Here is a 25,511-nt window from a genome sequence, read left to right on the forward strand (position 1 = left end):
GTTGCGCATGTCCCTAACAGGCTAAGTGCCAAATTAGTGACGTCAAATCTATGGCTTTTTGCCTAGACACTTGTCAATCTACTGTGAAGTGCGCGTTAATGTTCAGATACAATCTTGCCTTTTTCTTATCCATTCTATTGTTTCCATTTGCCTCCTATGCGGATACAACGGGTCTTGTTATGGATCTGTCTGTTGACAGCGTGTCTTACGACAACGACCAAGAGGTGGCTTATACGCTTGTTTTAACGAATGAGTCGGATAAAGCTATCGCTGAGTTGGACGTTAAAGATGAGCTGTTAAATATCTTAACGACAGATGACCAAGGAAATAATGCTAACGCGTTCTCGCAAGTTTCGACTCAAGCGCAATCCTCCTTCCTGTCATCTCCAGGTGATTACAGTCGCTTCGGGAATTTAGATGCATCAGGTGTACGTATTGCGGCTGGTGGATCGGTAACCTACACCATGGTCGCCACCGTTTCTGCTGACGCAGCTGGTACGATTGATAACGTCGCAAGTGCGAGCACTGGACTGTTGGATGCTATTGAATCAAATACAGAATCCATTCAGCGCGGTGTGTACCAACATGATGTTGTTGTTTCGGTCGATAAGACGAACTATCAACTCAATAACAAACTCACCTATAAGATTAAGGTTTCGAATACTGGCGATACCTTTATTCAGACGCTCGACGTTCAAGATGTCCTTTCAGACATAAAGGCACTCAATATTGAAGGGGCTTTACAACAAGCCTTTACTGACAACGTTAACTCAGTCAGCAAGGTTGAAGGTAGCAAGAGCGAACCAGGCACCTTCGCCGAATCAGGGGACTTATCAGTAAGTGGTGCGTCGATTGATATAGGCGGGTCTGTGACTTACGAAATTCAAGCAACTGTTGCCGACAATTTAGTCGGCGACATTGTTAATGACGACATAACTGCTGAAACACGCGATGACTTGGTCACAGTTGATGAGGTTATCACTCCACCCACTGAGCCTAGTATCACCCTGACACATACCTTGAACCAATCGGATAACTACCTAGTCGACGATGAGTTTTCCTATACGGTCACGGTTGCCAACCAAGCAAACACCGGTATTGCTTACCATTATTCGGTTCAGCAGTTTCTTGCGGATCTTGAAACCGCTCTAGGTAACGATGTCAGCAACGAAAAGAACGCAACTGACACGGTTGGTAATCCTTACGATTTTTGGACCAACGAAGTGACCTCGATTGGTTCTAATAGCCTTTCTGAACTCAATGCGTCTGGAAAGGAGTCCAACAAGTCACTAGAAGACAAAGTGTCTATCTATCCCGGTGAGCAGATTGTTTATTCCGTTGTGGTGGACGTTAGCCCTGTGTCTATTGGTCAAATTCCCCAAGTTGCTGCTCGAGTGGTTGATGCTGATGGCCTCGCGGATTCTGGTGATGCTTTGGCTAATATTCTTGATTCGAAAGACGTTCTGACGACGTCATCAAGTCAAATTACACGTAATAAGAACACCACAGATACTACTTATGTCCCGGGGATAGCCGGTGATAACGAAGTGGTTTATGACATTGTTATTTCTAACAAAGACACAGAGTTTTTCGCCAACGATATTGAAGTTATCGATAAATTTGCTTGTATCGTGACAGAGCAAGCGGATGGCTCTAACGCTTCAGCATTTTCCGAGTGGAAGCTTGAAGTCGCCGATAGAAGTGGTGATGGATCGAATTATGGTTCATTTAATTACAATACTTGGACAACAAACGACATCAATTTGAAAGTCGACCTCGCACCTGAAGGCTACGTTCATTATAAGCTGACCGCAAAAGTGGCAGACACTAGTGTGGGTCAGATTGTTGATGATGGTACCGATGCGGGTTTGTGTTTAGGGGATAACTTAGGCGAGTCGGGCTCTGGTGTACAAATGCCAAACTCGAAATTAAAAGTCCAAAAGGAAGTGGATTCTCGTTACTACTCAGCTGGCGGTACCCTGAACTACGACATCACGGTAGAGAATAACGGTGACGGCTACGCGATTGATGTACCGGTTTATGATGATTTAGTCTCTGTCATGACTCAGTCTATTAACGATACACCGACTAAAGCATATTTGAGCTGGGTTATTACTGCGAAATCCTATGCCTCTGACGGCTCAATTTCGACAAACAGTGATCCCGGCTTTACTGATGACATAGAAGGTAATCAGAAGAATCAAAAGATCTTAGATGTGAAGGCAAAGCTAGCTCCACACGATAAGATCGTTTATAGCATTGCGGCGATCGTAAACCCCATTGCCGATGATGAAATCCGTAATGAAGTGACGGTCGACAGCGTGCTTTATTCCGACAGAGGTTCATACCCACGAGATTACTACTTAGTATTGGATAAGCGTGTTGATGGTCATAACGAACAAAACGCGTATACCGACACCACCAATACTGTCACTTATACGATCAGCATTACCAACCCAGCAGGGAACGGTTTCGCCTCTAACATCAATGTCAAAGATGAAATCAGCACCATAGAAGCTGAGCTCCTTCACGAGCCGGGTGAAACCAAGCCCGTGTTCTCATCGTGGACGATCAGTACAGAAAGAGAGGCAGACTCTCCGTGGGTGAAAGCTGTGACTGACCCTGGATCGTTCTCGGATAACAATGATCTGGATGCCACCGCTCAGATCCCGCCAGGTGCGACGATTACTTATACCATTGTTGGGACACTCGATCGCGGTGTCGACAGTGAGATTCCTTGGGGAGCATTCACCAATACCGCAACAGTGACGGGACCAGATACTAATCTATCGGATACGGTACGTACCTATCCTAGCGAGCCGAATCTTGTAGTCGCTAAAACCGCTCAAAATACCGACTTTGTTGTAGGTGAGCGCGCTACGTTCGATATTTATATCTATAACCGCGGTGTTGGCTATGCAAATGACGCAACGGTACAAGATAGTATTTCAGCGCTTAACTTCTTTAATAGTTGGACAATTGTAGGTTCGACCAACACCGATAAACCGGGTTCTCGTTACGGTGACATTGCTAACGACACTGACATCGATACCGACGTTGATATCACTCCCGGAGGGTGGGTTCACTATGAGGTGAGCGGCATTGTTAAGTCTGACTATGAAGAAGAACAAGTATCGAACCGTGTTGATGTTTACGATCCTATTACAGACCGTGACCACAGCTCTTCCGCTCAAATAGATAACTCACACAGTACCTATGACATCAATGTTTCACTAGCTAAAACGACCGATGTTGTCCGTTACACACCGGGTGAAGATCTCACCTATACCATCGTTATTGGCAATAACAGCGACACTGATGAGACCGATCTTATCTTCATGGATCGCCTGAGTGAGATCACTACTACGCTAGCGAATGATAAAGATGGTGAAGTAGAAGATGTTCTTAATCAAAACCCGTTTGACTATTGGTCTGTTGATACTGGCTCAGGTTTCGGCCCTCAAACGACTGAAGATGTGGAGTTCCCAGTTTCAATTCCGGCCAAAGACTTTGTCACGGTGCGTATTAAGGCGCATGTCAAAGACAATGCGGTATCTAATGGTGTCGCTGACAGAGACGGCGGCATAATCCGCAACGAAGCCGTGCTGATTCATGACGATAATGCCGGTTGTACTGACGATTGTGAGTATGCGAAACGTGCCGTGGCTGAAAACCATCAGGTACATAACAGTGGCGGCGTTGTTCGCACAACTAACATTAACCGCTACTCTCCGGGCGATCAGTTGACTTATACCATCAAGTACAACTCTCAAGACGGGCACGGTTATCGAAATAACGTTGACGTTAACGAACTGATTAATGACATATCAGTGGAGCTACAAGACGGCAATTCAGGTAATCCATTTTTCGATGATTCGGTAGGTTCAAACAAGTTTACGGTGGCGGTTGCTAAGAGCGACCCTGCGAACGCGGGTACAACCGATGGTACCAAAGACGGTGATGTTGCGAACGACACTGACATTGTAACTTCAATTGATATCGATGCTGGCGAAGACGTGACTTACACAGTAACAGGTACAGTAAGACCGGATGCGGTCGGTGATATTCATTACCGAGATACCGTCGTGATTCCCGATGATTACCATTTAGATTTTGATAAAACGACTGATGAAGTGGTGTACGAGCCAGCTCAGACGGTGACCTATCACTTAGTGATTGAAAATGACGGTAAAGGTAACGCTCACGATATTCCAATCGTCGATAACCTCGAAGATATTACGGTCAGCTTAGTGGATGGTAATACAGGACCAGCGTATTCAGATTGGACCATCACATCGATCGCAACTGGAACCGATTCTGAGTATGTGGATGCGGGCGCAGGTGCTGGCAATGTTTACACATCAACCAACAGTAACTTAAATGTTGAAGCCGATATCCCGATGGGCGCTAAGCTTGAGTACCAAGTTGTCGCGACCATCAATGACAAAGCCAATGGCGATGTTGTTAACGTTCTAACCGTCGATGGCGACACGATATCTCATGATATTCAGCAAGAAGCTCGAAAAGTTGATTTTGAAAAGAACATTCTGGCGTACTACGACACGGATGGTAATGAGTTAGTTGGCGCAACCAATTACATGCCAGGTGGCTACGTCGAATATGAAGTCTTAATTGAGAACATTGCGAGCGCCCACGTTGATGATATGAGCTTGCGTGATGACATCGACCAAATTAACACTCAGTACTTTGATGGAACGCGTGGCCCTGCATTTGATAGCTGGACGATTGAAACATTCACTGATAGCTCAGGTATTTCCAACCCAGATGTTGATAACTCAATCCAAGACAATAAGCCGATTGATACTCACTTCGATATCTCCGCAGACAACTTTGGCCGAGCTGCATCGTCAGCGTTTGTTCGCTATGTCATAAAAGCCAAGATCAGTCCGAAAGCGGTAGGATCTTTTACTAATAAAGCTTTTATCGACGAAGACCATGGCAATGAGTTGATCGCGGTATCACCACCGTCAACAATGGCGGATCCTGAAGTCACGTTCTCTAAAAAAGCGTTTTATGATGCAGGCTTCTCTTCGCAAAAAACTGAATACTCTCAAGCTTCTGGCGAGAGTGAGGTTTACTACCGCGTTGAGATTAAGAATGCGGGGGATGGTATTGAATATGGTTCTCGCCTAGAAGATGCGATTTCGGATATTCAAACTCGTATTGCAGAAGACAGCACCACTGCAGGTGGTGATCCTGTTGGACAACCGTTCTTGGCTGGCTGGGAAGTTAGCCTAGATAAAACGGCGGCGACAGGCTCTATTACCGACGCGATTGACTTTGTTCCGGGCAATAACATCGATATTGATAATGAAATTGTTATCGCGCCTCAAGAAAGCCTAACGTTCACTATTCATGCTCACATTCGTGAAGATGCATTGGGTGACATTCAAAATAAAGCGACGTACGACGGTAGTGCTAGAACAGCGAATTTAATGCCGCTTGAAAATAATACCAGTGTTGAAAAACGTGTGGTGTCGATCAATGGCAATCCGTTCAGTGATGGTGATACCTATCTTCCGGGTGACGAAGTTGAGTATGAATTTGTAGTCACAAACCCTGAAAACGGTTGGGCGAATGATATTCAGATCAAAGACACAATCACAGACATTCAAGTCGAAGTGATTGGCGGTAAAACGGAATCCGCTTTTGTTTCTGGCGATATCACCCATGAAGTCAGCAATGGTATTGATGCCAACGCTGATACTTATGTACCAAGCTACAACACCAGCGGCAACCTTGATATTGAAACCGATATTGCCGCGGGAGAAGTGCTGACCTTTAACTTAACCGGTGTCGTTCGTGATGATGCTTTGGGCACGATTGATGCGAACCAAGTGACCGCAGGAAGTGGCTCTGCAACGTCGCAAGTGATACCACCTAAAGATGCCGAGCTCGATTACTTCAAAACCTTGGTTTATACCGATGGTGAATCGGCAGGGTGTTCTGTTCCTTCAAACGATGGCAGCGGTTGTACTTACGCACCACGTGGTGATGTTGAGTATCAAGTTACGTTAGATAACACAGGCGATAGCATCGCAAATGATGTGAGCGTTATCGATGCGATTCACACCATTAAAACCGAAGATGGCGATGATGCGTTCTCTAGCTGGACAACGGCTATTGCGGTTGAACCTGTTGGCACTTATGACGTGCAAGGTAACTACAACGGTAGCGTTCCATTGAATGCAACTGTCGATCTTCGTCCTGGTGAGCGTATTGTGTTTGACGTGAAAGGCACCGTGTCGACTTCAGCGACAGGCACTATTACCAACACGGCGCAAGTGAACGGTGATAACACTAACGACATCGTACTTGATCCGGGCCGCTCGAATATCCTGATTGATAAATGGACGGATACGCCTGAGTACGTGCCGGGTGGAATAGTGAATTACTACATCGACATCACCAATGACGATGTGGATTCTGGCCTGTTTTCGATTCGTGACATCATCAGCGGCTTTGAAGTCGAAACCGTCGATGGCTCGATGCAAACGGCACTCACTGAGTGGACGGTTGATTATGATGTGCTTTATAACTCGGCGCCGTCAGATCTCAACGCTAATGACTTCTCAGAGCTTGATAAGTTAGTTGGTCAAAACAGTCCAGACATCGATTTACCTGCCGAATCTATCAAGATGGCAGGACGTGACGATGCAGGTACGGGTGGCGGCAATAAGTACACAGTTATCCGTATTCATGTTCAAGGTAAGGTTCGTGATGACGCGATTGGACGTTTTACCAATACGGCTTATCTACGACATGGTTTGGACGATTCGAAGATCGCTCGCTTACGAGAAGGCTTTATCACTCCGAAGTCGGGTCAATTGGTTCTAACCAAAGAGACGACGCCAATTGCAGAACCTGATGCCAAATACCAACCGGGTCAACCAATCTCATACAAGATCACTGTGGCTAACACGGGTGAAGGTTACCTTGTCGATCAAGTCTTAACTGATCGTATCGACACCATCATAACAGAGGTGGCTAACAGCCCAGATCAAGAGCAAGCGTTGACAGGTAATTGGATCATTAGCGACGAACAGCTTGATGGCAGTGGCGATCCAGCCCTGAATGCTCGCAAAGATGCGGTTAATAACGCACAGGGTTATAGTGCGACTTACAGCATTCACCCGGGTGACAGTTATTCATTTGTCGTGACCAACACTGTTAATGATAAGGCCAAAGGCGAGATCACTAATGTCGTTAAAGTTGATAGCGACGACGGTGAGCACTCTGCCGACGCGACCCACATTCCAGAAGACGCGCAAGTTGAGATCACTAAAGACGTCGATAAAGCAGAGTACCTTCCGGGAGAGGCGCTTCAGTACACGGTAACCGTTAAAAATAACGGCTTAGGTTGGGCTGAAGATGTTGCTATTGAAGATGCGCTGAAGTCGGTTGAAACCACGATCGCAGGCGGTGCGACTGAACAAGCTTTTGACCCTGCTTCAATCCAAATATCTGCGGTATCGACAACCGGTGAAACCCCAGTACCGGATGCAACCCGTGGTGAAGACCTTAATGAGACGCTCGATATTGCGCCTCAAGACAGCCTTGTTTTCACTATTCAAGTGACGACTAATCCGTTGGCGACAGGCGATATTACTAACATCGCATCAGCGACCTTTGACGGCACAACATTTGATGACAGTGCTACCAGTACACCAGTGTTGGCGACGGTTTCGGTCAAGAAGACGGTTGATACGCCATCGTATGAAGTAACCAAGCTGATTAACTACGACATCACCGTAACCAACAGTTCTGATGCGTTTGCATCTGGTGTTCAACTTCAAGACATCATCAGTGACATTCAAGTCGACACGACGGCTGATAAGCAAGAGTCGGCATTCCTGCTATGGGAAGTGAGCTTTGAAGCCTCGGATGATCGATCGGTTGTCACTCCAAAGACATTCGACTTGAGTGAAGACATCGATGTAAGTATGGATGTTGCGCCACAGAGCACAGTAACTTTCCACGTTAAAGCGTTAATTCGCACGACAGCGATTGGTGATATCAGCAATACGGCCACCATCACTTACAACGGTACCCCACAAGACTCTGTAGTGATTATCACACCGAAAGAGGCGGAGTTTGTTGCGACGAAAACCAACGTGCAAACCGAGTATGAGCCGGGTAGTGAGCTTGAGTTCCTGATCACCATTGAAAACACCTCGAACAACTACATCAGTGACTTAAGTGTTGTTGATGATATGGAGTCGATTGAGGTCGCATACTACAACGGCTCTACGGGGCCTGCTTTTGTGGCTGGTTCCACCTCTTTAGTGGTCGATTCAACCACAATAGGCACCACTACCGAGCAAGTTAGTCCGACGGAGTACAATGTAGATATCGCGCCGCACGGCACAGTTGTGTTCCGCTCAAAAGGCACCGTAGTCGATACCGCGACCGGACACATCATTAATACTGCGCAAGTAGATGGCGGCGATGTTATCAGTCCTCCAGTTCAAACAGTCGCGGCTGTGGTTCAAGCTGAGCTGTTTACCGATGCCCCGTATTACGTACCGGGTGAGCAGGTTGAGTATCACTTAGTGGTGCAAAACATAGGCCGTGGTATAGCCAAAGATGTGGCGCTTTACACCCAGTTCTCTGAATCAATGGGTGATCATATTGATGGTGATTTTAGTAATGCGTTTGATAAATGGACACTAACGGCAACATCAGAAGGGGCTGAAACTCAACCGGGCACCTTTGATAACGACAAAGACCTGTTCACCTTGGTCGACATCGCGCCGGGCGGCAAGATTGATTACACGTTCACATTGACGGTCAATGAAGACATGCTGACTAACATTGATGTGCTTGGTTACTACCTCGATTTAACTGGTAGCCCAGCGATGCGCGCTCGTTCTAAGGGCATGTTAGCGTCTGAAACCTCGATGCAGGCAGTAGCAGACCAAGTATCTGCTTTGGATTTGCCGGCAGTGGGTGCTGATCTGGTTGTTGAAAAACGTTCTGATAAGCCTGAATACACCGAAGATGATGACAGCGTCACTTATTACTTAGCCGTGACCAACAATGGTCAAGGTAACGCGGCCAATGTTCGTCTAACCGATGAGATCAGTGAGCTACAAAACAGCACAGCTAATAAAGTCTTTACCGATTGGACCATTGAAGGTGTGGAAGTCGACGATTCGGGCGTGGTGATTGAGCGTCTTACTTTCCCGTCGAGCAAAGACTTAGACACTACCGTTAACCTGAAATCCAACAAACGAAATGCTTACGCGTTTGAGGTCGTGGGTACGCTAGGTAAGGGCTTGGATGACGACATTACCAATACCTTCACGGCGACTGAATCTGACGGTACTGAAACCAGCGACAGTGTAACTACTCACATCAAGAAGATTCCTGATAACTCTGGGGAGTTGGAGCTTACCAAGTCTGCGCTGCAAGATACCGCGCAAGTGGGTGATGCGGTTGAGTACGAGATCATCGTTGAGAACAACAATGAATCTTACTTTAAGAACGTGACTGTGGAAGACCGTTACCCAGGTGGTCTGAAATACATCGTAGATACATCAGAAGTTGTGCTAAGCGGCATTGATGGTGAGTTTGGTACGGAAGACGATCAGGTTATCTCTCAAGAGCCATCAGATACGGGCAAGTTAATGTTCACATCGTTGAACTTTGATCCGGGCGAGAAGCTGCGTATTCGTTACTTATTGCGTGTGTCGGTAGGTGCTACCTTTGGTGATTACATCAACACCGCAGTAGCGAAGGTTGATGGCTCGGCAGTTTCGAATGAAGACACCGCGAAAGTGACCATAGAGCCGGACAAGGTGTTCGATACCTCATCGATCATCGGCAAAGTCTTCGAAGATCACAACAAAGATGGATTCCAAGCCGATGCAACGGCTTTTGATGTTGAGTTAACCGTGAACCTAGCAACGCAAGGCTACATCGCTGATTCGACGCACATCATCCGTGATGGTCAAGACGTTGCTGTTCAAGATGGTGCGATAACCACTGCACTTGAGCAAGGCTTGGATCTTGGTGACCTTTGGGGTCATTCCGTGAACCGAACACTGCCAGAAACCAGCAAAGTGGTTATTCAATTTAAAACTCGCACACAGCAGAGCTTTGATTTCTACGTCACGACTGATGCGGGTTCTCGTATCGAGTTCGACGCACAAGGTCAGATTCAGTTTAAACATGAATCGGACAAGAAAAAGGGACTGAGCGCGGAAAACCTCAATGTAACCAGAAACCTATATCGCGATGGCGAGGATTACCTTTGGGAAATCGTTATCGAGAACAAAGGTATCTACGAAGATGGTATTCCGGGCGTTAAGTTGATGACGGTTGAGGGAATCGTTATTTACACAGACCAGTACGGTCGTTACCACGTGCCCGACCAATGGGTACTCAATAAGAAAGGTAAGAACTTCCTAGTGAAGTTGGACACTGATTCGCTCTCCACCTCCATGGAAGTGGTAAGCGAAAACCCGAAAGTGTTGCGAATTACCCCGAACAAGCTCACCAAGTTCAACTTTAGCGTTCATCGCAAAGACCAACAAAGTGAACAGAAGTAAGCCATTGGAACCGTATCTGGAAATTGTATGAAAGTATTTAGTAAGTCTCGTTTAGCGACGTGTGTGTTAACGGCCATTCCTGTGATGGCGGTAGCGAAAGACACAGGTAAGCTTGAAAAACTCGGTTCTGAGACGACTGGCATTGAAATCACTAAGCCGAACCAAGACCAAGACAGTTCGCGTATTTACCTAGAACAAGGTGCTATTTGGGCAAGCCGTGACATCACTCGCTTTGACCCAGTGCTCGACGTCAGTGTTAGCGATGAATTAGAAGTCGAGCAGGGGACATTACGAGACAGCGTAGGTTTCACCATTACCACCAACTATGGTTACTACATCAAAAAGTATCAGTTGGAAGTGTACCGCGTGGGTGACTTTGGCTTGTCTGAGCCAATCGCTGTGCTTGAAGGCGATAAACTGGCGAACGACTCTGACATCAATTGGGATGGTCAAACCGATGTTGACTATCAGTTTAATGTCGGTGAGCAGCTGATGTTCCGCCTAAAAGCGTGGGACAAAGATGGCAACATGGATGTGACCACCGTTGGTGTGACTGACTTAGTCAAGCCGGACTCTGAAGTCGAGATCGATCGAAACGATAACGACGATGAAGAGAGCAAAGGTAAAAGTTACGGCCAAGCTAAGTTGATGCGTCACAACATTCCGACCAATGCGGGCTTAGCCAAGTTCATTGGTACCGGCTTAAAGGGCGTTGATAAAGTCATCATCGGTGAAGATGAATTTGATGTCGAAGATGGCAACTTATACGCAGAGCAGTACTTACCTACAGACTCCTACATTTTCCCTACCAAGGTTGTGTTTGATAACGGTGATGAACGTCGTTACAAGCTGTACGTTCGTATTCCAGATACGTACTACGCACAAACCGGTTTGGCTGATCTTTATGTTGGTAAGAATAATGTGTCTGGTAATAGCGATGCATTAAGTGTCGATGACCAGTATCAAGATGACATCTATAACCAAGGTCGTTTGGCGTACTTTGGTCAGGGTAAATTTGGCGACAAACTTCGTGTAACGACTCACTTTGATACGCGAGAAAATGAAATCAAAGACATGTTCAAACATCCCTTCGCCTCGGACGATTCGGATGTGTTCGATATCCTCGAAGACGACGATGAGCTTTATTACGGCAACTATGGCGATAGCTCAAACATCGAAAAAGTGGTCAACACCAAGGGCAAGGTTTACCTCAATGTTGAATACGATAAGTCTCAATACTTGTGGGGTAACTACAACACGGGTTTAACAGGCACCGAGAACAACGATTACAACCGTAGCCTCTATGGTTTCAAAGCTGATTATCGTACTCGCGATACTACACAATACGGTGAAGATCGTTTGAACGTGGTCGGTTTTACTGCCGAAGCAGACTCTTTGTATGCACACGATGAGTTCTTGGGCACTGGCGGTTCTCTATACTTCCTTCGTCATGGTGAAGCGGTACCGGGAAGTGACAAGGTTTATGTAAAAGTAAAAGATGAATCTGGCCTAGTGCAGAATGAAATCCCACTTGAGCCGGGCGTCGACTATGACTTTGACCCGTACCAAGGTCGAATCATTCTGACTAAGCCGCTCGACAACATCCTATCCGATAGCTTTGGTAGCGTGATTGAAAACGGAGACGACTACGAAAACTTTCTGGTTGTCGATTATGAGTACGTCCCTCAAGGTTCAGATTCGTTAGACGCGATGTCATACGGTGGCCGCGCCAAGGGTTGGATCAATGATTACGTTGGTGTGGGTGTGACGTATGCGACTCAAGAAAAGGACAACCAAGACTACGAGTCTTACGGCACGGATTTAACGCTACGTGCTACTGAGGGGACCTATATTAAGGCTGAGTTTGCGCACAGTGAAGGTAGACAAACCGAGTCGAATTTCGTCTCTACCGATGGTGGTTTAACCTTTACGCCCATTGGCGACACATTGGAAGACCGCGAGGGTGACAGTGTCCAAATCACAGCTGTCACCAGCCTTTATGACCTTGCGCCAACCATTTTTGGTGCTGTTGGTAATGACCTGAAACTTTGGTACCGAGACAAAGACGCGGGATACAGCTACGCGAGCAGCAGCGATGACCTTGAACAAGAAGCTTACGGTGCAGAACTTCGTTTACAAGCTACCGATCGCTTGGCGGTTCTCTCTCGCTTCTCGACCAATGAAGAGCGCGATGTCGATGGTAATCTAGAAACTGATACTGAAACGATTGAGATTGAGACTCAAGTTAAAATCACCGAGCACATTAAGGTTTCGGCGGCAGGGCAACAAACTCAAGAGCTTAACCAAAACGACGAGCACAGTGATGCGACCTTAGCGGGCGTGCGTTTGGAATACATGTGGGACAGTGAGAACAGCGTTTACGTCAAAGGGCAAAAGACCGTCGACCAGTCGGATGACTATGATGAAAACGACAGCGCGTCGATTGGTGCTGAATTCCAAGTGTTGGAAGACTTGTCTCTTGGTGGCGAATACACCGATGGCGACCGAGGCCAAGTAGCAGAAGCGACTGTGACTTACGATGTATCCGATGACCACTCAACCTACGTAACTTATGTAGATGATAACTACGAAGGCCAAAACAACGTGATTGTTGGTCAGCGTGCAGACCTCACCAGCAGCGTCGATTTCTACCAAGAGAACCAGTTCGTTGATGAAAATGATGGTCACGGCCGTATCGATTCGTATGGCTTTGGTTACGACGTGACGGAAGATGTTGAGATGGGCATCGGTTATCAGCTTGGTGAAATTGAAGATGACGAAAACATCACCACAGAGCGTGAGTCCATCAGCTTCAATGCGTCAATTGACCTAGATGACATCACTCTAAGCCACAAATTCGAATACCGATTGGATAAGAGTGAAGACGACCCAGAAATCGCTCGAAGGGAGCTGCAACAAATCGTGACCACCAACCGTTACACACACCATTTAACGGAGGAGTACACGCTGTTTGGCAAGTACAACTACTCAATCACAGAGAGTGAAACCACTGGCGAAACCATGGCTCAATTTACCGAAGCAACAGGTGGCCTCGCGTATCGTCCGATCTACAACGATCGACTCAATTTACTGAGCCGCTACACCTATATTACAGATTTCGATCAACTGGATCGCGATGTGGATTATCAAGACGAAACCAGTCAGATCATTGAAGTTGAAGCGATCTATTCGATCGACCAACACTGGGACGTCGGTACTAAGTACGCCCATAAAGACAAACAGCAAGCTTTTGAACGAGCATCTGGTTCGAATGAGCTGGTTAAAAGCGATATCGACCTATACGGATTAAGCGCTTCTTACCGAGTGATGAAAGAGTGGGATGTGACGGGTGAATACCACTGGAAAACCGACACACTCAACGATGAGCTAGAACACGGTGCATTAGTTTCGGTGAACAAGCACATAGGCGAGAACTTCAAAATGGGGATTGGTTATAACTTCTCTGCGTTTGATAGTGACTTAACCAATGATGATGACTACGACGCATCCGGCGTGTTTATTAACTTAGTCGGTAAGATCTAAGCATGCCCCAAAGTGGGTTGAAAGTTAAGAGTTGAGAATTCAAAGTGACAGTTAAAAGTAAGATGAAAACAATTATTTTCCTAATAAGCGCAGTGATGAGTACTTTGCTGCTGTCCGGCTGTACAACCGATACGTACGTGAGTCAGGAGAACCGAGACAAGTTTGCTGGCATCGATGTGTCTAAGTTTTTAATCAGCGAGTGTTTGGCGCCAGAGCGTGAGGTACACATTGCCATCGCAGAACATTTTGCCTTTGATAAATACCAATTACGTGACCTCGACAAGATCAACTTAGATACCTTTGTTAAAGAGATCAGAGGCTTAAAAGGGCGCATCACGATTGTCGGCCATACTGACTTCAAGGGTTCTCTCGAATATAATGAGCGCCTTTCACAGCGCCGTGCTAAATCGGTCGCAGACTATTTGAAAGGGCAACTAGACCCAACGCAATATGACTGGGAAGTGAAACATCTTGGTGAGACTCAACCTCTTCTGTTTGGTAAGACAGATAAAGACCGAGCGGAGAACCGCCGTGCATTTATCGTGTTTGAAGAAGCTCAGAAGTACGAAGAGATGCCTTTCTGTGAGCCACCAAAACCAGAACGTAAAGTTTATATGGCAATGACGCCACACTTCGATTTCGACAAATCGGTACTCAAACAAGAAGATCTAACGCAGTTAGATGACTTCACAACGAAGTTGAGCGGCCTGCAAGGCAGTATTATGGTGGCAGGGCACACCGACCAAGCGGGTTCACTTTCTTACAATGAAAAACTGGCAGAGCGCCGCGCAGAAACGGTGGTTGAATACCTCAAAACCAAACTCGACCCTAAGCAGTTCATCTGGGAAGTGAAGTCATTTGGTAAGTTACAGCCTGCGATTAATGAACGCTCTGAAAAAGCCGATGCATTAAACCGCCGCGCGTTCATTGTGTTCAAAGAGTCTTATATTACCGCCGAACAGCAAGCTCTTGCTGGCAGTGAACAAGAAGCGGTGAGCAGCGAGAGCGAGTAGAGTTCACCGAAGAATATCGAATAGATACCTCTATAAAAAACGGGAAAAAGCCCCATACGTTGGGGTTTTTTGTTGCTAACTCTAGGGATTAAGTTGGGTCGAAGATCTATTCTGATGGCAAATTCTGTTTCAATTCCAGAAGCATTCGATAAGCACTTTCTCCTGACATCTCATACGGGTTGAACTGATCGGATGTTGAAAACTGTAAATTAACCAGTTCAGTGAGACTAGATTGTGGAATATCACCCATAGACCAATCACCAAACTGCCTACAATCGATCTCTTTGAAATATAAAATCATGACGTTTTTGTGTCGCTTGTCATTCAAAATATGATTGTAAGTATGGTTCACTGCGGTTCTCGAACCTTCAATGCATTGCAGGAAATACTTATCATTGTGGCTTAGAAGGCCAGTTAAATGGCTTTGCTTATTGCGGTCGTGTGAAATCTGAAGAATGTCGTTCAAAGCCTGAGAATCGCAACTTTCACAGAGCGTACTGACATAAATTAACCGAGTTAGGAGCATAGGCATCACTTCGATTTTTGTTCAAAGGGTACTAACAAATATAAGCCAAGCTCATGGAATTGCTAATTATTGGTAGAATTGTCATTAATGCGTTTTTTGAGGATAGTGAGAATGGTGAACAAGTGGAGAAGAATTGATCATAAGAAGAAAGGGAGCTCAGAAATAAGATGGAATTATTCGAGCGTTGGCAGTTAGCGCACTTTAAGAATGGCGTGAAAAGCAGGCAATAAGCTCTATTTTACACTTGTATTTGGTCAATGAAGAGAGTTGATGCTTCCACACCTTCAGTTGATTGCCCTTACCTGCTTTACGCTAACGTTTGAGGTGATAAATCCTACTCACTTAAAACCGAAATCGATTCGACGTTAGAAGAGGAATCAAATCGAACGTTGACCAACACACTTTCACGTTCGAAAGTCACATCATCAAAGTCAGTCGTTGCGATCTTAAATCCATTTCTTGCGAACAAACTCGTCACCGTTGTTCGTTGTTTCTGTTCCATAGCGCATGTCAGTAGTTCGTTCATCGTGATCTCCATTAGGTAACCGTGTGCATAGTGTAAGCGTACAGGCTCTACATTATGAGATCAATTGCTTAATCGATAAGCTATGTTGATATGTTCAATTGAGTGATTCGGGCATTTAAAGGCTGAATGGATGGGTGGTGAAGAAGTTATACTGTCTATGATAAGTAGAGCGTTATGTGACCACTGTTCAGCATTCCTTGAACACGAAATTTGTCGCAAAAATCGCGTTGAAATAAGTGGTTACAAAGCAGGAGGAATCATGCCCGCCGTTTGGTATGTTTGGTCGGTTATTGGAACCATTATCGGCCTATATTTCACTTAACTAAAGTACATCGATTTACGATGAGTAGACTCCTCAATAAATCTTCTTTTATCTGAATTTTGTATGCCAAGTGGTGTTGTTATAATTGTTATTGATTGCATAGGCTTGATTTTAATATTGGTTTGATTTATAAAATAAGCATTCGTTCCTCAGTTCGGTTTGCCGATGCTTGCACTGACCTTTATTTTGGCGTTTGTTACATGGCGAAGATATGAGTTGCGTGCAGAGTTTAAAGGATCAGACGAAACTGGTGATCACTGGGTATCTGTAGCTCGAGGTTGTACTCGAGAGGAGTTCAAAGTGTTGAAAAACGTTGAATTGGCTTTACGCGATCAAGTTTCTTAATGGCTAGATCGGTTAAGGCTTGGGTCTTATAACCGTTAAGCTCCCATAATCAATAAGGCTCGTCATTGTATGACGAGCTTTTTGTTTTCGGGAAAACACAGATAGTGCAGTGCAGGTTACTTTGAGAGGCCAACGCTTATATGTGTAATGGGGGCCTGTATGAATCTTAAGTTATGGCATTTATGGTGTTCTTTGTGGTTTTGAATATTGGGAGAGGATGGAAATGAATACACGAGTCAGTGAGAGTTCTTTTAAAAGGCTCATCCAGTTAGTTGGTTGTGTTTTGATTATAGTGTTGAGCAATAGCCGACTCTCCAATGCTCAAAGTGTCGAGTTTCCTACTTGTGCACAGAGTGAGATATTGAATACAGAGATCCATCTATATGTTGATGAATCGCTGTTAGCTGAATATTCCAAAGCATTTGTTGCCGCTAAAATAGCGACATGGGAAAGTTATTCGAATCTGGTATTGAAGAACTCCTGCATCCCTATGACGAGAAAAGTTACCAAGGTGACTTACACGCCGGAAATCGACAGCCTTTGGTTTCAAGATTTGAGCACTGCAGAAAGGTTATTAAAACTCTCGATGGAAGAACCGATCCCAGAAACAACAGAAGACGGCGTTCCCATTTTTACAGGAATAGTATTTTCTAACTATAATTCTAGCTTTGAGTCTGATTATTGCGGCGTCTCATCTCCAGTATCCTATTTTTTCTCTTTAGCGATAAACTGCCCTGATCACCTAATGGAGCATGAAATTGGCCATTTAAGTGGTGCGCATCATGACTACAAAACGTTATTGAAAGACTTTGATAGTATTGAAAGTTACATTTCTGGAACGTATCCAACAGCTCCTCAATATTCCTTCGGCGCAATTTGTGCCGACAGAGGAACTGTGATGTCTTATGAGCGAGATGTTATACCTGCTTATTCTAGCCCGGACATCAGAGTCGATGGCACAAAGTGTGGGGATAGCAAATACCACAACAATGCGAGAGTGCTTAGTGAGTTCGCACAAGCTTATTTAACCCCATGATTGCCTCGCTGTTAGCTTGTTGTTTTATTTAACGTTATAACGCGCCAATTCAAAGTGCTTGTCCTGTGATCTTTAAATTTATAACGAGCGTATTTCTCCCAGTTTATTAAGGAAGAGTATGCTTAATGTTATCTAAAGAGAATGAATCAAGAATTATCGAAATGGCGTGGGAAGACAGAACGCCGTTTGAAGCAATAGAACAGCAATTTGGTTTGAATGAATCGCAAGTGATTCGTTTTATGCGTAGTCATCTTAAGCTCGGCAGTTTTAAGCTGTGGCGCTCTCGTGTTTCTGGGCGCTCGACTAAACATGTAAAGTTGCGTAGTGCCGATGTATCGAGAGGTTATTGTCCAACTCAGTACAAGCATCGTTAGAAGAGGGGGTACCCAGTCAGTATCCCAAATCAACACTCAGATATGGGAAACGAAAGAAATGAAGGGAATGAAACAATTTTGCGCTCTACTTTTGGTGCTGCTTAGCTTTGGCATCAGTCATGTTCAAGCGAATGATACGCGGCTTAAGCAAGCGTACGAAAACCATCAAAGTGATGTTCAAGTGCGTGGGTCGGGTACGGTGTATCGAGTACTTCCTGATGATAATAAAGGTTCTCGACATCAGAAGTTCATTTTACGACTCGATAGCGGACAAACCTTGCTAGTCGCACATAATATTGACTTAGCTCCTCGTGTTCAGGGGCTGAAAAAGGGCGACCGAGTTGAGTTTTATGGTGAATATGAATGGAACAAGAAAGGGGGCGTAATGCACTGGACGCACAAAGATCCTCGCAATCATCATGCTCATGGTTGGTTAAAGCATAATGGGAAAGTATACGAGTAAGCGACACCTCGTTTTGTTTTAACGTGAAAAAGGAATTTTGATGTTCAAACTCGAAACCAGTAGATTGATTCTTCGAGATATGACGCTTCAAGATGAGTCTGCGTTTGTTGCTATGTCTCAAGACGTAAAGTATCAGCGCTTCTATGACGAAAGTGATTGTGAACCTAACAAATATCGAGAGCTAACCCAGTTGTTTGTTGTGCAGACTTTGGAAGTTCCGCGACATTCCTACCAGCTTGCGGTTGAAAGCAAAGATTCAGGGAAGTTTACTGGAACCGTTTGTTTACGTCTTGAGGGCAACCTACAAGCTTCAATGGGCTGCGCTTTCTCAAGGGAAACTCAGGGAAAAGGGCTTTCTATAGAAGCGGCTAAAGCGCTCGCTAATTTCGGATTTTCAGAGCTGGGAGTGCAACGCATCTACGCCGAAACCATCAGTAAGAACTTAGCGGCCATCAAATTGTGTCAGTCACTGGGAATGAAAGAAGAAGCGCGCTTTGAGAATCATCGATTCTTCAAAGGTAAGTGGTGGGATACAGTTGTGTTGGCGGTTCTACGTTCTGATTGGAAAAAGGCTTAGTGATGGAAAGTGGCATGCAGAAGCTAGATAAAGGGCTCGACAAAGACGGATTTATTCAAAACCTTTATTCGCCAGAGAATATTACGCCTGAATTTCAAGAAGTGGTGTCAGCAGTCGTTGATTCGCTGCTAAGAGAACTTCCAGGTCAAGTTGATGGTATCTACTTGTATGGAAGCGTGCCTAGAGGAACGGCCATTATTGGTCGCTCTGATTTGGATGTTTCTATCGTACTTACTACGCCTATTGGCCAAAAAGAGAAGGGAGTATTTAAGCTCCTTTCTGACACCATTCCCAAAGCATATCCGCAAGTGAGCAAGCTTGATATCGATCCTGGCTTCCTGCGGAATGTTCTGCAACCCAAAGAAAAGTATCACTGGCACTTTTGGATCAAGCATTGCTGCTGTTGTGTTTGGGGGAATGATTTATCTAATGAGTTCCCACTATACAAACCAAGCATTGAAATCGCCCAAGCGCTTAATGGCGACTTGTCTACTTTTCTTGAGCAAATGAGCCCGTCTTTTCAAACAGTGGCTGGTGGGGATGTCGCTAAGGTGATTGGCAAGAAGTTAGTGCGTGCAGCGTATTACTTTGTGGCTGAGAAAGACGGAAGTTGGTACACCAACCTGAGCCAGTGCGCTGCAGTAGCCAAGCGCTATTACCCTAATCAAAGCGACGATATTGAACTAGCGTATCAATATGCTCTTGGAAACTTGATATCTAAAACAGAAGCTTTTGAATTGTATGAAAGGCTGAGCAAAGAGCTTGTTGTAAAGAAAGTCTGAATGTCTAAATTACGACTTAAGGAAAAATCGATGGATGTCCACGAGTGTGTTTCTTTTATCTTGCTCAACGAATCACAAGTATTGCTGGAGAAGCGCTGCGAGTCTAAGGAGACGGATCCTGGCCTAATCACCATACCTGGTGGCCATATTGAACACGGTGAAAACCAGGTTCAGACACTCTTTCGTGAGATCGATGAAGAGCTTAATGTTGTTCCGATTGATTACCAATACTTGTGTTCGCTTTATCATCCTACGAAAGAGCTTCAGCTGATTCATTACTTTATCGTGAGTGAATGGAAAGGAGATATCACAGCTCAAGAGGCTGATGATGTTAAGTGGTATTCACTAGGTTCAGCTCCTATTGATAAAGCAGCCGATGGTATTGCTTTAAAAGAAGTAGAGCGAATAGGGATGTTTGTTTAGGCATGTGGTGTTAGGAGACTTTACGACGTTTTTGAGGGCTCAAAAACGGTGAAACCCCGATGTTGGTAGCATCGGGGTTTCGAATTTCTAGATTTCTCGACTGGTAAGATCGATTATCTTTTCTATGCAGAAGGCTGGATTAATCCAATCTTATTCCTTGGTAGGGAATTAGATACGGATGAAGTCCATGTGCTCAACTTTTGGCTTGAACGCGTGACGTTGAACGTCTTGTGGCTTAACCTTAACTTCTGCGCCGTCAATCAGTAGAGTGATTGCTTCGTAGAATTCAGGCTTATCCATTTGGTTGATCACGTCAGCGTGAACAAGTTCGATAGCTACAGCTTCAGCTTCGCCACCGTAGATTACAGCTGGGAATTTACCAGCGTGACGTAGGCGGCGGCTCGCACCTTTACCTAGTTCAGTACGTACTACTGCTTCAAATTTCATAGTTTTACTCTCAAATTAGTAAAAATTAACTTCACACCTCAATGCGACCTTGAGTGTGTGGTAATGCTTAAACATAAAAGTTCATGCTTAAGCGAGCGCGGATACTAACATCACATTCCAATATGAGCAAGTCAGAAGCCCATCTCAAAGTGAATTTCCTTCGATAATGGGTTCGTTTGGAGATAAAACGTTCGCTAACGCTTGTTTATCGCATTTTAGCCTCTATTACATCGCCTTTCTTATCTATTTATATCACCGCTAAATCATCAAGTTAATGAACGGAAAATGAATGTTTGCCTAAGACTTGGTTAAGGCTTAGTTCGTTAATCTTAGTGTTAATTAAACAGCAGAATGAATAGGTGAAAATATGGAACCGGTAAGCATTGTCGTAATTACGCTAAACGAAGAGAAACGCATTAGCCGCTTAATGGAAGAGTTGAGCGTGCAAACCCACCAAGAGTTTGAAGTGATTGTTGTCGACTCGAACAGTGAAGACAACACCAGAGAAGTGGCACAAGCTTATGAAAACGCTTTGCCAAAATTAACTGTTCATCATATGGAAAACCGTGGTGTGAGCCTTGGCCGAAATACAGGTGCGTCATTAGCGCAATACAACCGAATCCTTTTCCTAGATGCCGATGTGAGCTTGCCTCGAAACTTCCTTGCGAAAGCGCTTTATGAACTAGAAGAGAAGAAGCTTGAAGTGGCGGGTGTGTACATGAGCTCGAAAGGTTTGCCGCTTGTACACAAGTTTGGTTACGGGCTATTTAACGCAGGCTTGTTTACTACTCAGTTCTTTTTCCCGACGGCGATTGGCGCATGTATTTTCTCGACGAAACGAGCGCATGATGAGATCGGCGGTTTCGATGAAGAGATCGTACTGTGTGAAGACTGTGACTACGTAAAACGTGCGAGCAAAACATGGCGATTTAGATTCTTAAATATGACTTTTGGTTTTGACCCGCGTCGTTTAGACCAAGATGGCGTTGTGAAAACAGGCTCTACTTATCTTAAAGCCAATGTAAGACGCTTCTTTAAAGGCGAAATGCGTAACAACGAGATGAACTACAAGTTTGGTCACTACAAAGAACAGTAAGCATCGAGGTTGTTATGTTTGATGGACTAGGGCTGTTTCTGGGAGCATTGGGTGATGCTCTCATTGGTCCAAACCTATTTGTACCGGGAGAGCCCTTTTTTATCGCAGCGGGCTTTCAACTGTATTCAGGTGCATGGATGGCGTTGGTTTTGGTGATGCTAGGTGGTTTGCTTGGTGACCAACTCAGTTATTTCATTGGTTATAGATACGGTGTTAAGGCGCAACGAAGACTCATTAAGTTTCGTCCTAAAACCAAGAGACTAATTGCGCGCTGCCGCTATTTGGTTGCTCGTAAAGGTACATACATCATTCTTTTTGCTCGCTTATTAGGGCCTATCGCTTGGGTAGTGCCATTTATAGCGGGTTCGCATCGTGTACCGTGGCGCAATTTCAGTGTGTTGGCGTTGTTCGGCTTGGCCCTTGGTGGAGGGCAGTTCATTGCTTGGGGTATGTTGCTGGCGCACGGCGTTGAAAACTTTCCGTGGCTTAATAGCCTTAAGATATTTATCTCTGAGCATAATAGTTTGATCGTCGGGGTATTCGCGGTATTGGTCTTCACCATTATCGGTTACCGAATGAAGTGGCAACGCTTGGTACTTAAGTCGAGTGCGCTGTTGTTAGCGTGGGCATTGTTTGCGAACTACGCACACTTTTTTTGGAAAGCGGATGACTTTCAGGATCAACAAGAGACGGCTCAAATTGACAAAGTCGACTGGAATTCGGTTACCTATAAAGCGTTCCCTGGCAAATCTTCGTTCTACTCGGCACAAGCGATCAACGTAATTTATGTTGGAGCAACTCCAAGAGATTTAATGAAGCAATTAGGCTGGATAGAGAATCAAACCTTCTCTCGAAATGAGATTGAATGGGCTGGCTATCTCGCATTGCTTAGAGACAAGACGCCGCCAGTGTCTGATTTATATTGGCGAGACAAGCCGCAAGATATGGCGTTTCAATTGCCGGGTAATTTGATGAAGCGCAGCCATATTCGCTGGTGGCGCGCAGGTGTCGATATTAAAACTAACCAGCCTCAGTGGTTAGGCGCAATTAGCTATGATGATGGCCTTAAAGTCACTCCTTACTCAGGCATTGTGACCGTACTTCATAACATTGACCCTAATGTTGATGAAGAGCGAGATCGGCTCGCTAATCAGATACGAACGTCACTACCAGACATCGAGTTAGTTAAGCACCCATTAGCAACGGTGGAAGTGATCAATGACGATCATGACTATTATACGGATGGCAGGATTTTGGTTATCGGCTCTTAAGACTCGCTAAGTTAATTTGTCTGCTTTTGATATCTCTGCTTTTAGCATGCATGGCCCTCAGGTAATGCTCTTTTTAGAGAGCGCTGCTTTTAAAAAGTCGACAAAACAACGAACTTTCAAAGGTGTGTATCGGTTTCGTGGATAAATGGCATTAAAGGGCAGGCTTTGGCTAGAGTAGCTATCTAGAACAATCTTTAGTTGGTTAGACGAGAGCTCGTTATTTACCATCCAAAGAGGCAGTTGAACTAGGCCTGTTCCCACCAAAGCAGCTTCAAGCAGCGTATCTCCATTATCACATTGAAAATTGCCAGATACAGTTGTCGACATCGTTTTCTCTTCGCTGGTGAAATGCCAGAGGTTAGGTGATTTCAACCTAGAATAAACCAGACAGTTGTGATTTTTTAAGTCCTCGGGTTGCTTTGGTTCTCCGTGCTTGGCTAAGTAGCTTGGGGACGCTAACGTTAACATTGGATCGTCGAAAAGGTGTCTTGCAACAAGAGACGAGTCCTCCAACTCTTTTGCTCGGATAGCAACATCAACGCCCTCACTGATCAAATCGATATGCTTGTCATTGAGGAGCAAATGGATTTTTATGTTTGGGTACAGTTCAAAGAATTGGGTAATTAACGGCGCAATGATAAGTCGACCAAATGCAATAGGCGCAGCAACACTCACCACTCCTTGAGGGGAGGATACCTCCAAGCGAGCTTTTGCTTCCGCCTCATCAAGCTCACTCAAAATGGCAACGCACGTCTCATAGTATTGTGCCCCTGCAGAAGTCAGTGAGTGATCTCTGCTACTTCGAGTTAATAGTTTCACACCAACCTTCTTTTCCAGTGCCGCCACCTTTTTACTAATGGTGGTTTGAGTCGTGTTCATCTCTTTCCCTGTAGCAGAGAAACTGCCTGTTTCAACGACTCTGACAAAGGCTCGCATTGCACCTAATTGATCCATCTGAAATATTCCAAAAACGCATACTTGGTAGTTAATTTAGCATACTTCTAGTCACTTTTGTTTGTGGTTAAGATTCTCTCCAGCAAACGAAAGTAGTAACAAGGCTGAGTTTGAATTAATTGAAAATGACGAAACTAGGGTATGAAGAGAGGCAACATGAAAGAAGATATTTTGTTTGAAAACATTGAATTAGGTAATGGGCTGAATCTTGAAAACCGTATTGTTATGCCTCCAATGAGTCGCTCAAAAGCGAGTGATGATTTGATACCGACGGACGCTATGGCTGATTATTACGCTCGTAGAGCCGATACCGGGTTAATTATCGTTGAAGGCACGATCGTCTCGCCAATGGCGCAAGGTTACCCAAATAGTCCCGGTTTATATAATGAGGAACAGATTGAAGGCTGGAAAAAGGTAACGGACAAAGTTCATCAGAATGGAGGCAAGATCTTTGCTCAACTTTGGCATTGTGGTCGTGTCTCGCATCCTTTTTACCTTGAAGGGAAGTTGCCGCTAGCACCTTCGGCTGTTCCTTTACAGGGTAAAGTGCCACGAGGGAAAGATTTGGAATATGGCATGCCAAGTGAAATGAGCGAAGAGGTCATTTTTTCTGTGATAGGAGAGTTTAAACAAGCCGCGGCTAATGCTCGTAAGGCTGGGTTTGATGGTGTTGAGATTCATGGTGCAAACGGTTATTTGATCGATCAATTTCTTCACTGGGAGACAAACCAACGAACTGACGCATGGGGCGGAACTCCTGAGAAAATGAGTCAATTTCTATTCAAGATTATTGAGGCTGTAAAACAAGAAGTTGAACACGTAGGCGTTCGTTTATCTCCGGTCGGGTATCTGCATTTAGAGGAAAACGAAGAAGATAAGGTGATTTCAGATTATTACTTGAAGCAGCTCAATCAGTACGAGCTCACCTATGTTCATAACGGCTCGATTGATGACAAGCCTTATCAGCATATTGATGGTTCGGCTACTCAATATATCCGAAGCTTGTATCAAGGGACCGTTATCGCGAGTGGCGGATATAGCGCAGAGAGTGCGCGTGAAATGCTATCCAGAGGAGATGCTGATTTAGTGGCTATCGGTCGTCCGTTGATTGCAAACCCAGACTATATAGAAAGAGTGAAGACTCAACAGGAAATAAAACCGTACAGTAATGAGATGTTAGCTGAGTTGGTGTAAATGTGATGAGTGGGGTTATCAGTATGAGTCATAGTGGATATTTCG

Annotated in this window: 16 protein-coding genes and 1 pseudogene; 13 read left to right on the top strand and 4 right to left on the bottom strand. The window is 45.0% G+C overall.

Going from position 1 to position 25,511, the window contains the following annotated elements; all coding sequences use genetic code 11:
* The first annotated feature begins 179 nt into the window (after positions 1-179).
* The 3 genes from HRQ85_RS17115 (at position 180) to HRQ85_RS17125 (ending at position 15,130) form a co-directional block, all read left to right on the top strand.
* The gene (locus HRQ85_RS17115) at positions 180-10,574 is read left to right on the top strand and encodes a DUF11 domain-containing protein (protein ID WP_172380286.1); all 10,395 of its coding nucleotides are present in this window, start codon (positions 180-182) and stop codon (positions 10,572-10,574) included.
* A gap of 27 nt (positions 10,575-10,601) precedes the next feature.
* Positions 10,602-14,117: a hypothetical protein gene (locus tag HRQ85_RS17120; protein ID WP_172380203.1), complete on the top strand. Its 3,516-nt coding sequence runs from the start codon at positions 10,602-10,604 to the stop codon at positions 14,115-14,117.
* A gap of 62 nt (positions 14,118-14,179) precedes the next feature.
* Entirely contained in the window at positions 14,180-15,130 is a 951-nt protein-coding gene (locus tag HRQ85_RS17125) for an OmpA family protein (protein ID WP_172380204.1), read from the top strand.
* A 106-nt stretch (positions 15,131-15,236) separates the two neighbouring features.
* Here HRQ85_RS17125 and HRQ85_RS17130 read toward each other — a convergent pair whose 3' ends face one another.
* Together HRQ85_RS17130 and HRQ85_RS17135 are read right to left on the bottom strand one after the other, a co-directional pair.
* The gene (locus HRQ85_RS17130; RefSeq protein WP_048614428.1) at positions 15,237-15,656 is read right to left on the bottom strand and encodes a BLUF domain-containing protein; all 420 of its coding nucleotides are present in this window, start codon (positions 15,654-15,656) and stop codon (positions 15,237-15,239) included.
* 334 nt (positions 15,657-15,990) lie between these two features.
* Positions 15,991-16,182: a hypothetical protein gene (locus HRQ85_RS17135; protein ID WP_231624734.1), complete on the bottom strand. Its 192-nt coding sequence runs from the start codon at positions 16,180-16,182 to the stop codon at positions 15,991-15,993.
* A gap of 460 nt (positions 16,183-16,642) precedes the next feature.
* On the opposite strand from HRQ85_RS17135, the pseudogene HRQ85_RS17140 reads away from it, so the two are divergent.
* From HRQ85_RS17140 to HRQ85_RS17170, 7 genes and pseudogenes are all read left to right on the top strand, one after another.
* Positions 16,643-16,849, top strand: a pseudogene (locus tag HRQ85_RS17140) (hypothetical protein); the annotation flags it as partial.
* A 223-nt stretch (positions 16,850-17,072) separates the two neighbouring features.
* Positions 17,073-17,885 carry a hypothetical protein gene (locus HRQ85_RS17145; protein WP_172380287.1) on the top strand — a complete coding sequence of 271 codons (813 nt, stop codon included), beginning with the start codon at positions 17,073-17,075 and terminating at the stop codon, positions 17,883-17,885.
* A 125-nt stretch (positions 17,886-18,010) separates the two neighbouring features.
* Entirely contained in the window at positions 18,011-18,259 is a 249-nt protein-coding gene (locus HRQ85_RS17150) for a TIGR03643 family protein (RefSeq protein ID WP_172380205.1), read from the top strand.
* A gap of 67 nt (positions 18,260-18,326) precedes the next feature.
* Entirely contained in the window at positions 18,327-18,722 is a 396-nt protein-coding gene (locus HRQ85_RS17155) for a DUF3465 domain-containing protein (RefSeq protein WP_172380206.1), read from the top strand.
* Between the two features lie 40 nt (positions 18,723-18,762).
* Positions 18,763-19,299: a GNAT family N-acetyltransferase gene (locus HRQ85_RS17160; RefSeq protein WP_172380207.1), complete on the top strand. Its 537-nt coding sequence runs from the start codon at positions 18,763-18,765 to the stop codon at positions 19,297-19,299.
* A 14-nt stretch (positions 19,300-19,313) separates the two neighbouring features.
* The gene (locus HRQ85_RS17165; protein WP_172380208.1) at positions 19,314-20,081 is read left to right on the top strand and encodes a nucleotidyltransferase domain-containing protein; all 768 of its coding nucleotides are present in this window, start codon (positions 19,314-19,316) and stop codon (positions 20,079-20,081) included.
* Positions 20,082-20,111: 30 nt separating this feature from the next.
* Positions 20,112-20,504: an NUDIX hydrolase gene (locus tag HRQ85_RS17170; protein WP_172380288.1), complete on the top strand. Its 393-nt coding sequence runs from the start codon at positions 20,112-20,114 to the stop codon at positions 20,502-20,504.
* A gap of 168 nt (positions 20,505-20,672) precedes the next feature.
* Here HRQ85_RS17170 and rplY read toward each other — a convergent pair whose 3' ends face one another.
* The gene (gene rplY / locus HRQ85_RS17175) at positions 20,673-20,951 is read right to left on the bottom strand and encodes a 50S ribosomal protein L25 (protein ID WP_017060373.1); all 279 of its coding nucleotides are present in this window, start codon (positions 20,949-20,951) and stop codon (positions 20,673-20,675) included.
* A gap of 367 nt (positions 20,952-21,318) precedes the next feature.
* On the opposite strand from rplY, the gene HRQ85_RS17180 reads away from it, so the two are divergent.
* Both HRQ85_RS17180 and HRQ85_RS17185 read left to right on the top strand, forming a co-directional pair.
* Complete coding sequence (locus HRQ85_RS17180; protein ID WP_017079049.1) at positions 21,319-22,047, top strand: glycosyltransferase family 2 protein; 729 nt, start codon at positions 21,319-21,321, stop codon at positions 22,045-22,047.
* A 14-nt stretch (positions 22,048-22,061) separates the two neighbouring features.
* Entirely contained in the window at positions 22,062-23,318 is a 1,257-nt protein-coding gene (locus HRQ85_RS17185; RefSeq protein ID WP_172380209.1) for an LssY C-terminal domain-containing protein, read from the top strand.
* A 57-nt stretch (positions 23,319-23,375) separates the two neighbouring features.
* Here HRQ85_RS17185 and HRQ85_RS17190 read toward each other — a convergent pair whose 3' ends face one another.
* Positions 23,376-24,272, bottom strand: coding sequence for a LysR family transcriptional regulator (locus HRQ85_RS17190; protein WP_172380210.1), 897 nt, complete (start codon positions 24,270-24,272; stop codon positions 23,376-23,378).
* 156 nt (positions 24,273-24,428) lie between these two features.
* Between HRQ85_RS17190 and HRQ85_RS17195 the strand changes: the two genes are divergently transcribed.
* Positions 24,429-25,466 (top strand): alkene reductase, encoded by a 1,038-nt coding sequence (locus tag HRQ85_RS17195; protein WP_172380211.1) that lies wholly within the window; start codon positions 24,429-24,431, stop codon positions 25,464-25,466.
* The last annotated feature ends 45 nt before the right edge of the window (positions 25,467-25,511 follow it).

The organism is Vibrio sp. Vb339 (assembly GCF_902751245.1).
Lineage (GTDB): Bacteria > Pseudomonadota > Gammaproteobacteria > Enterobacterales > Vibrionaceae > Vibrio > Vibrio coralliirubri.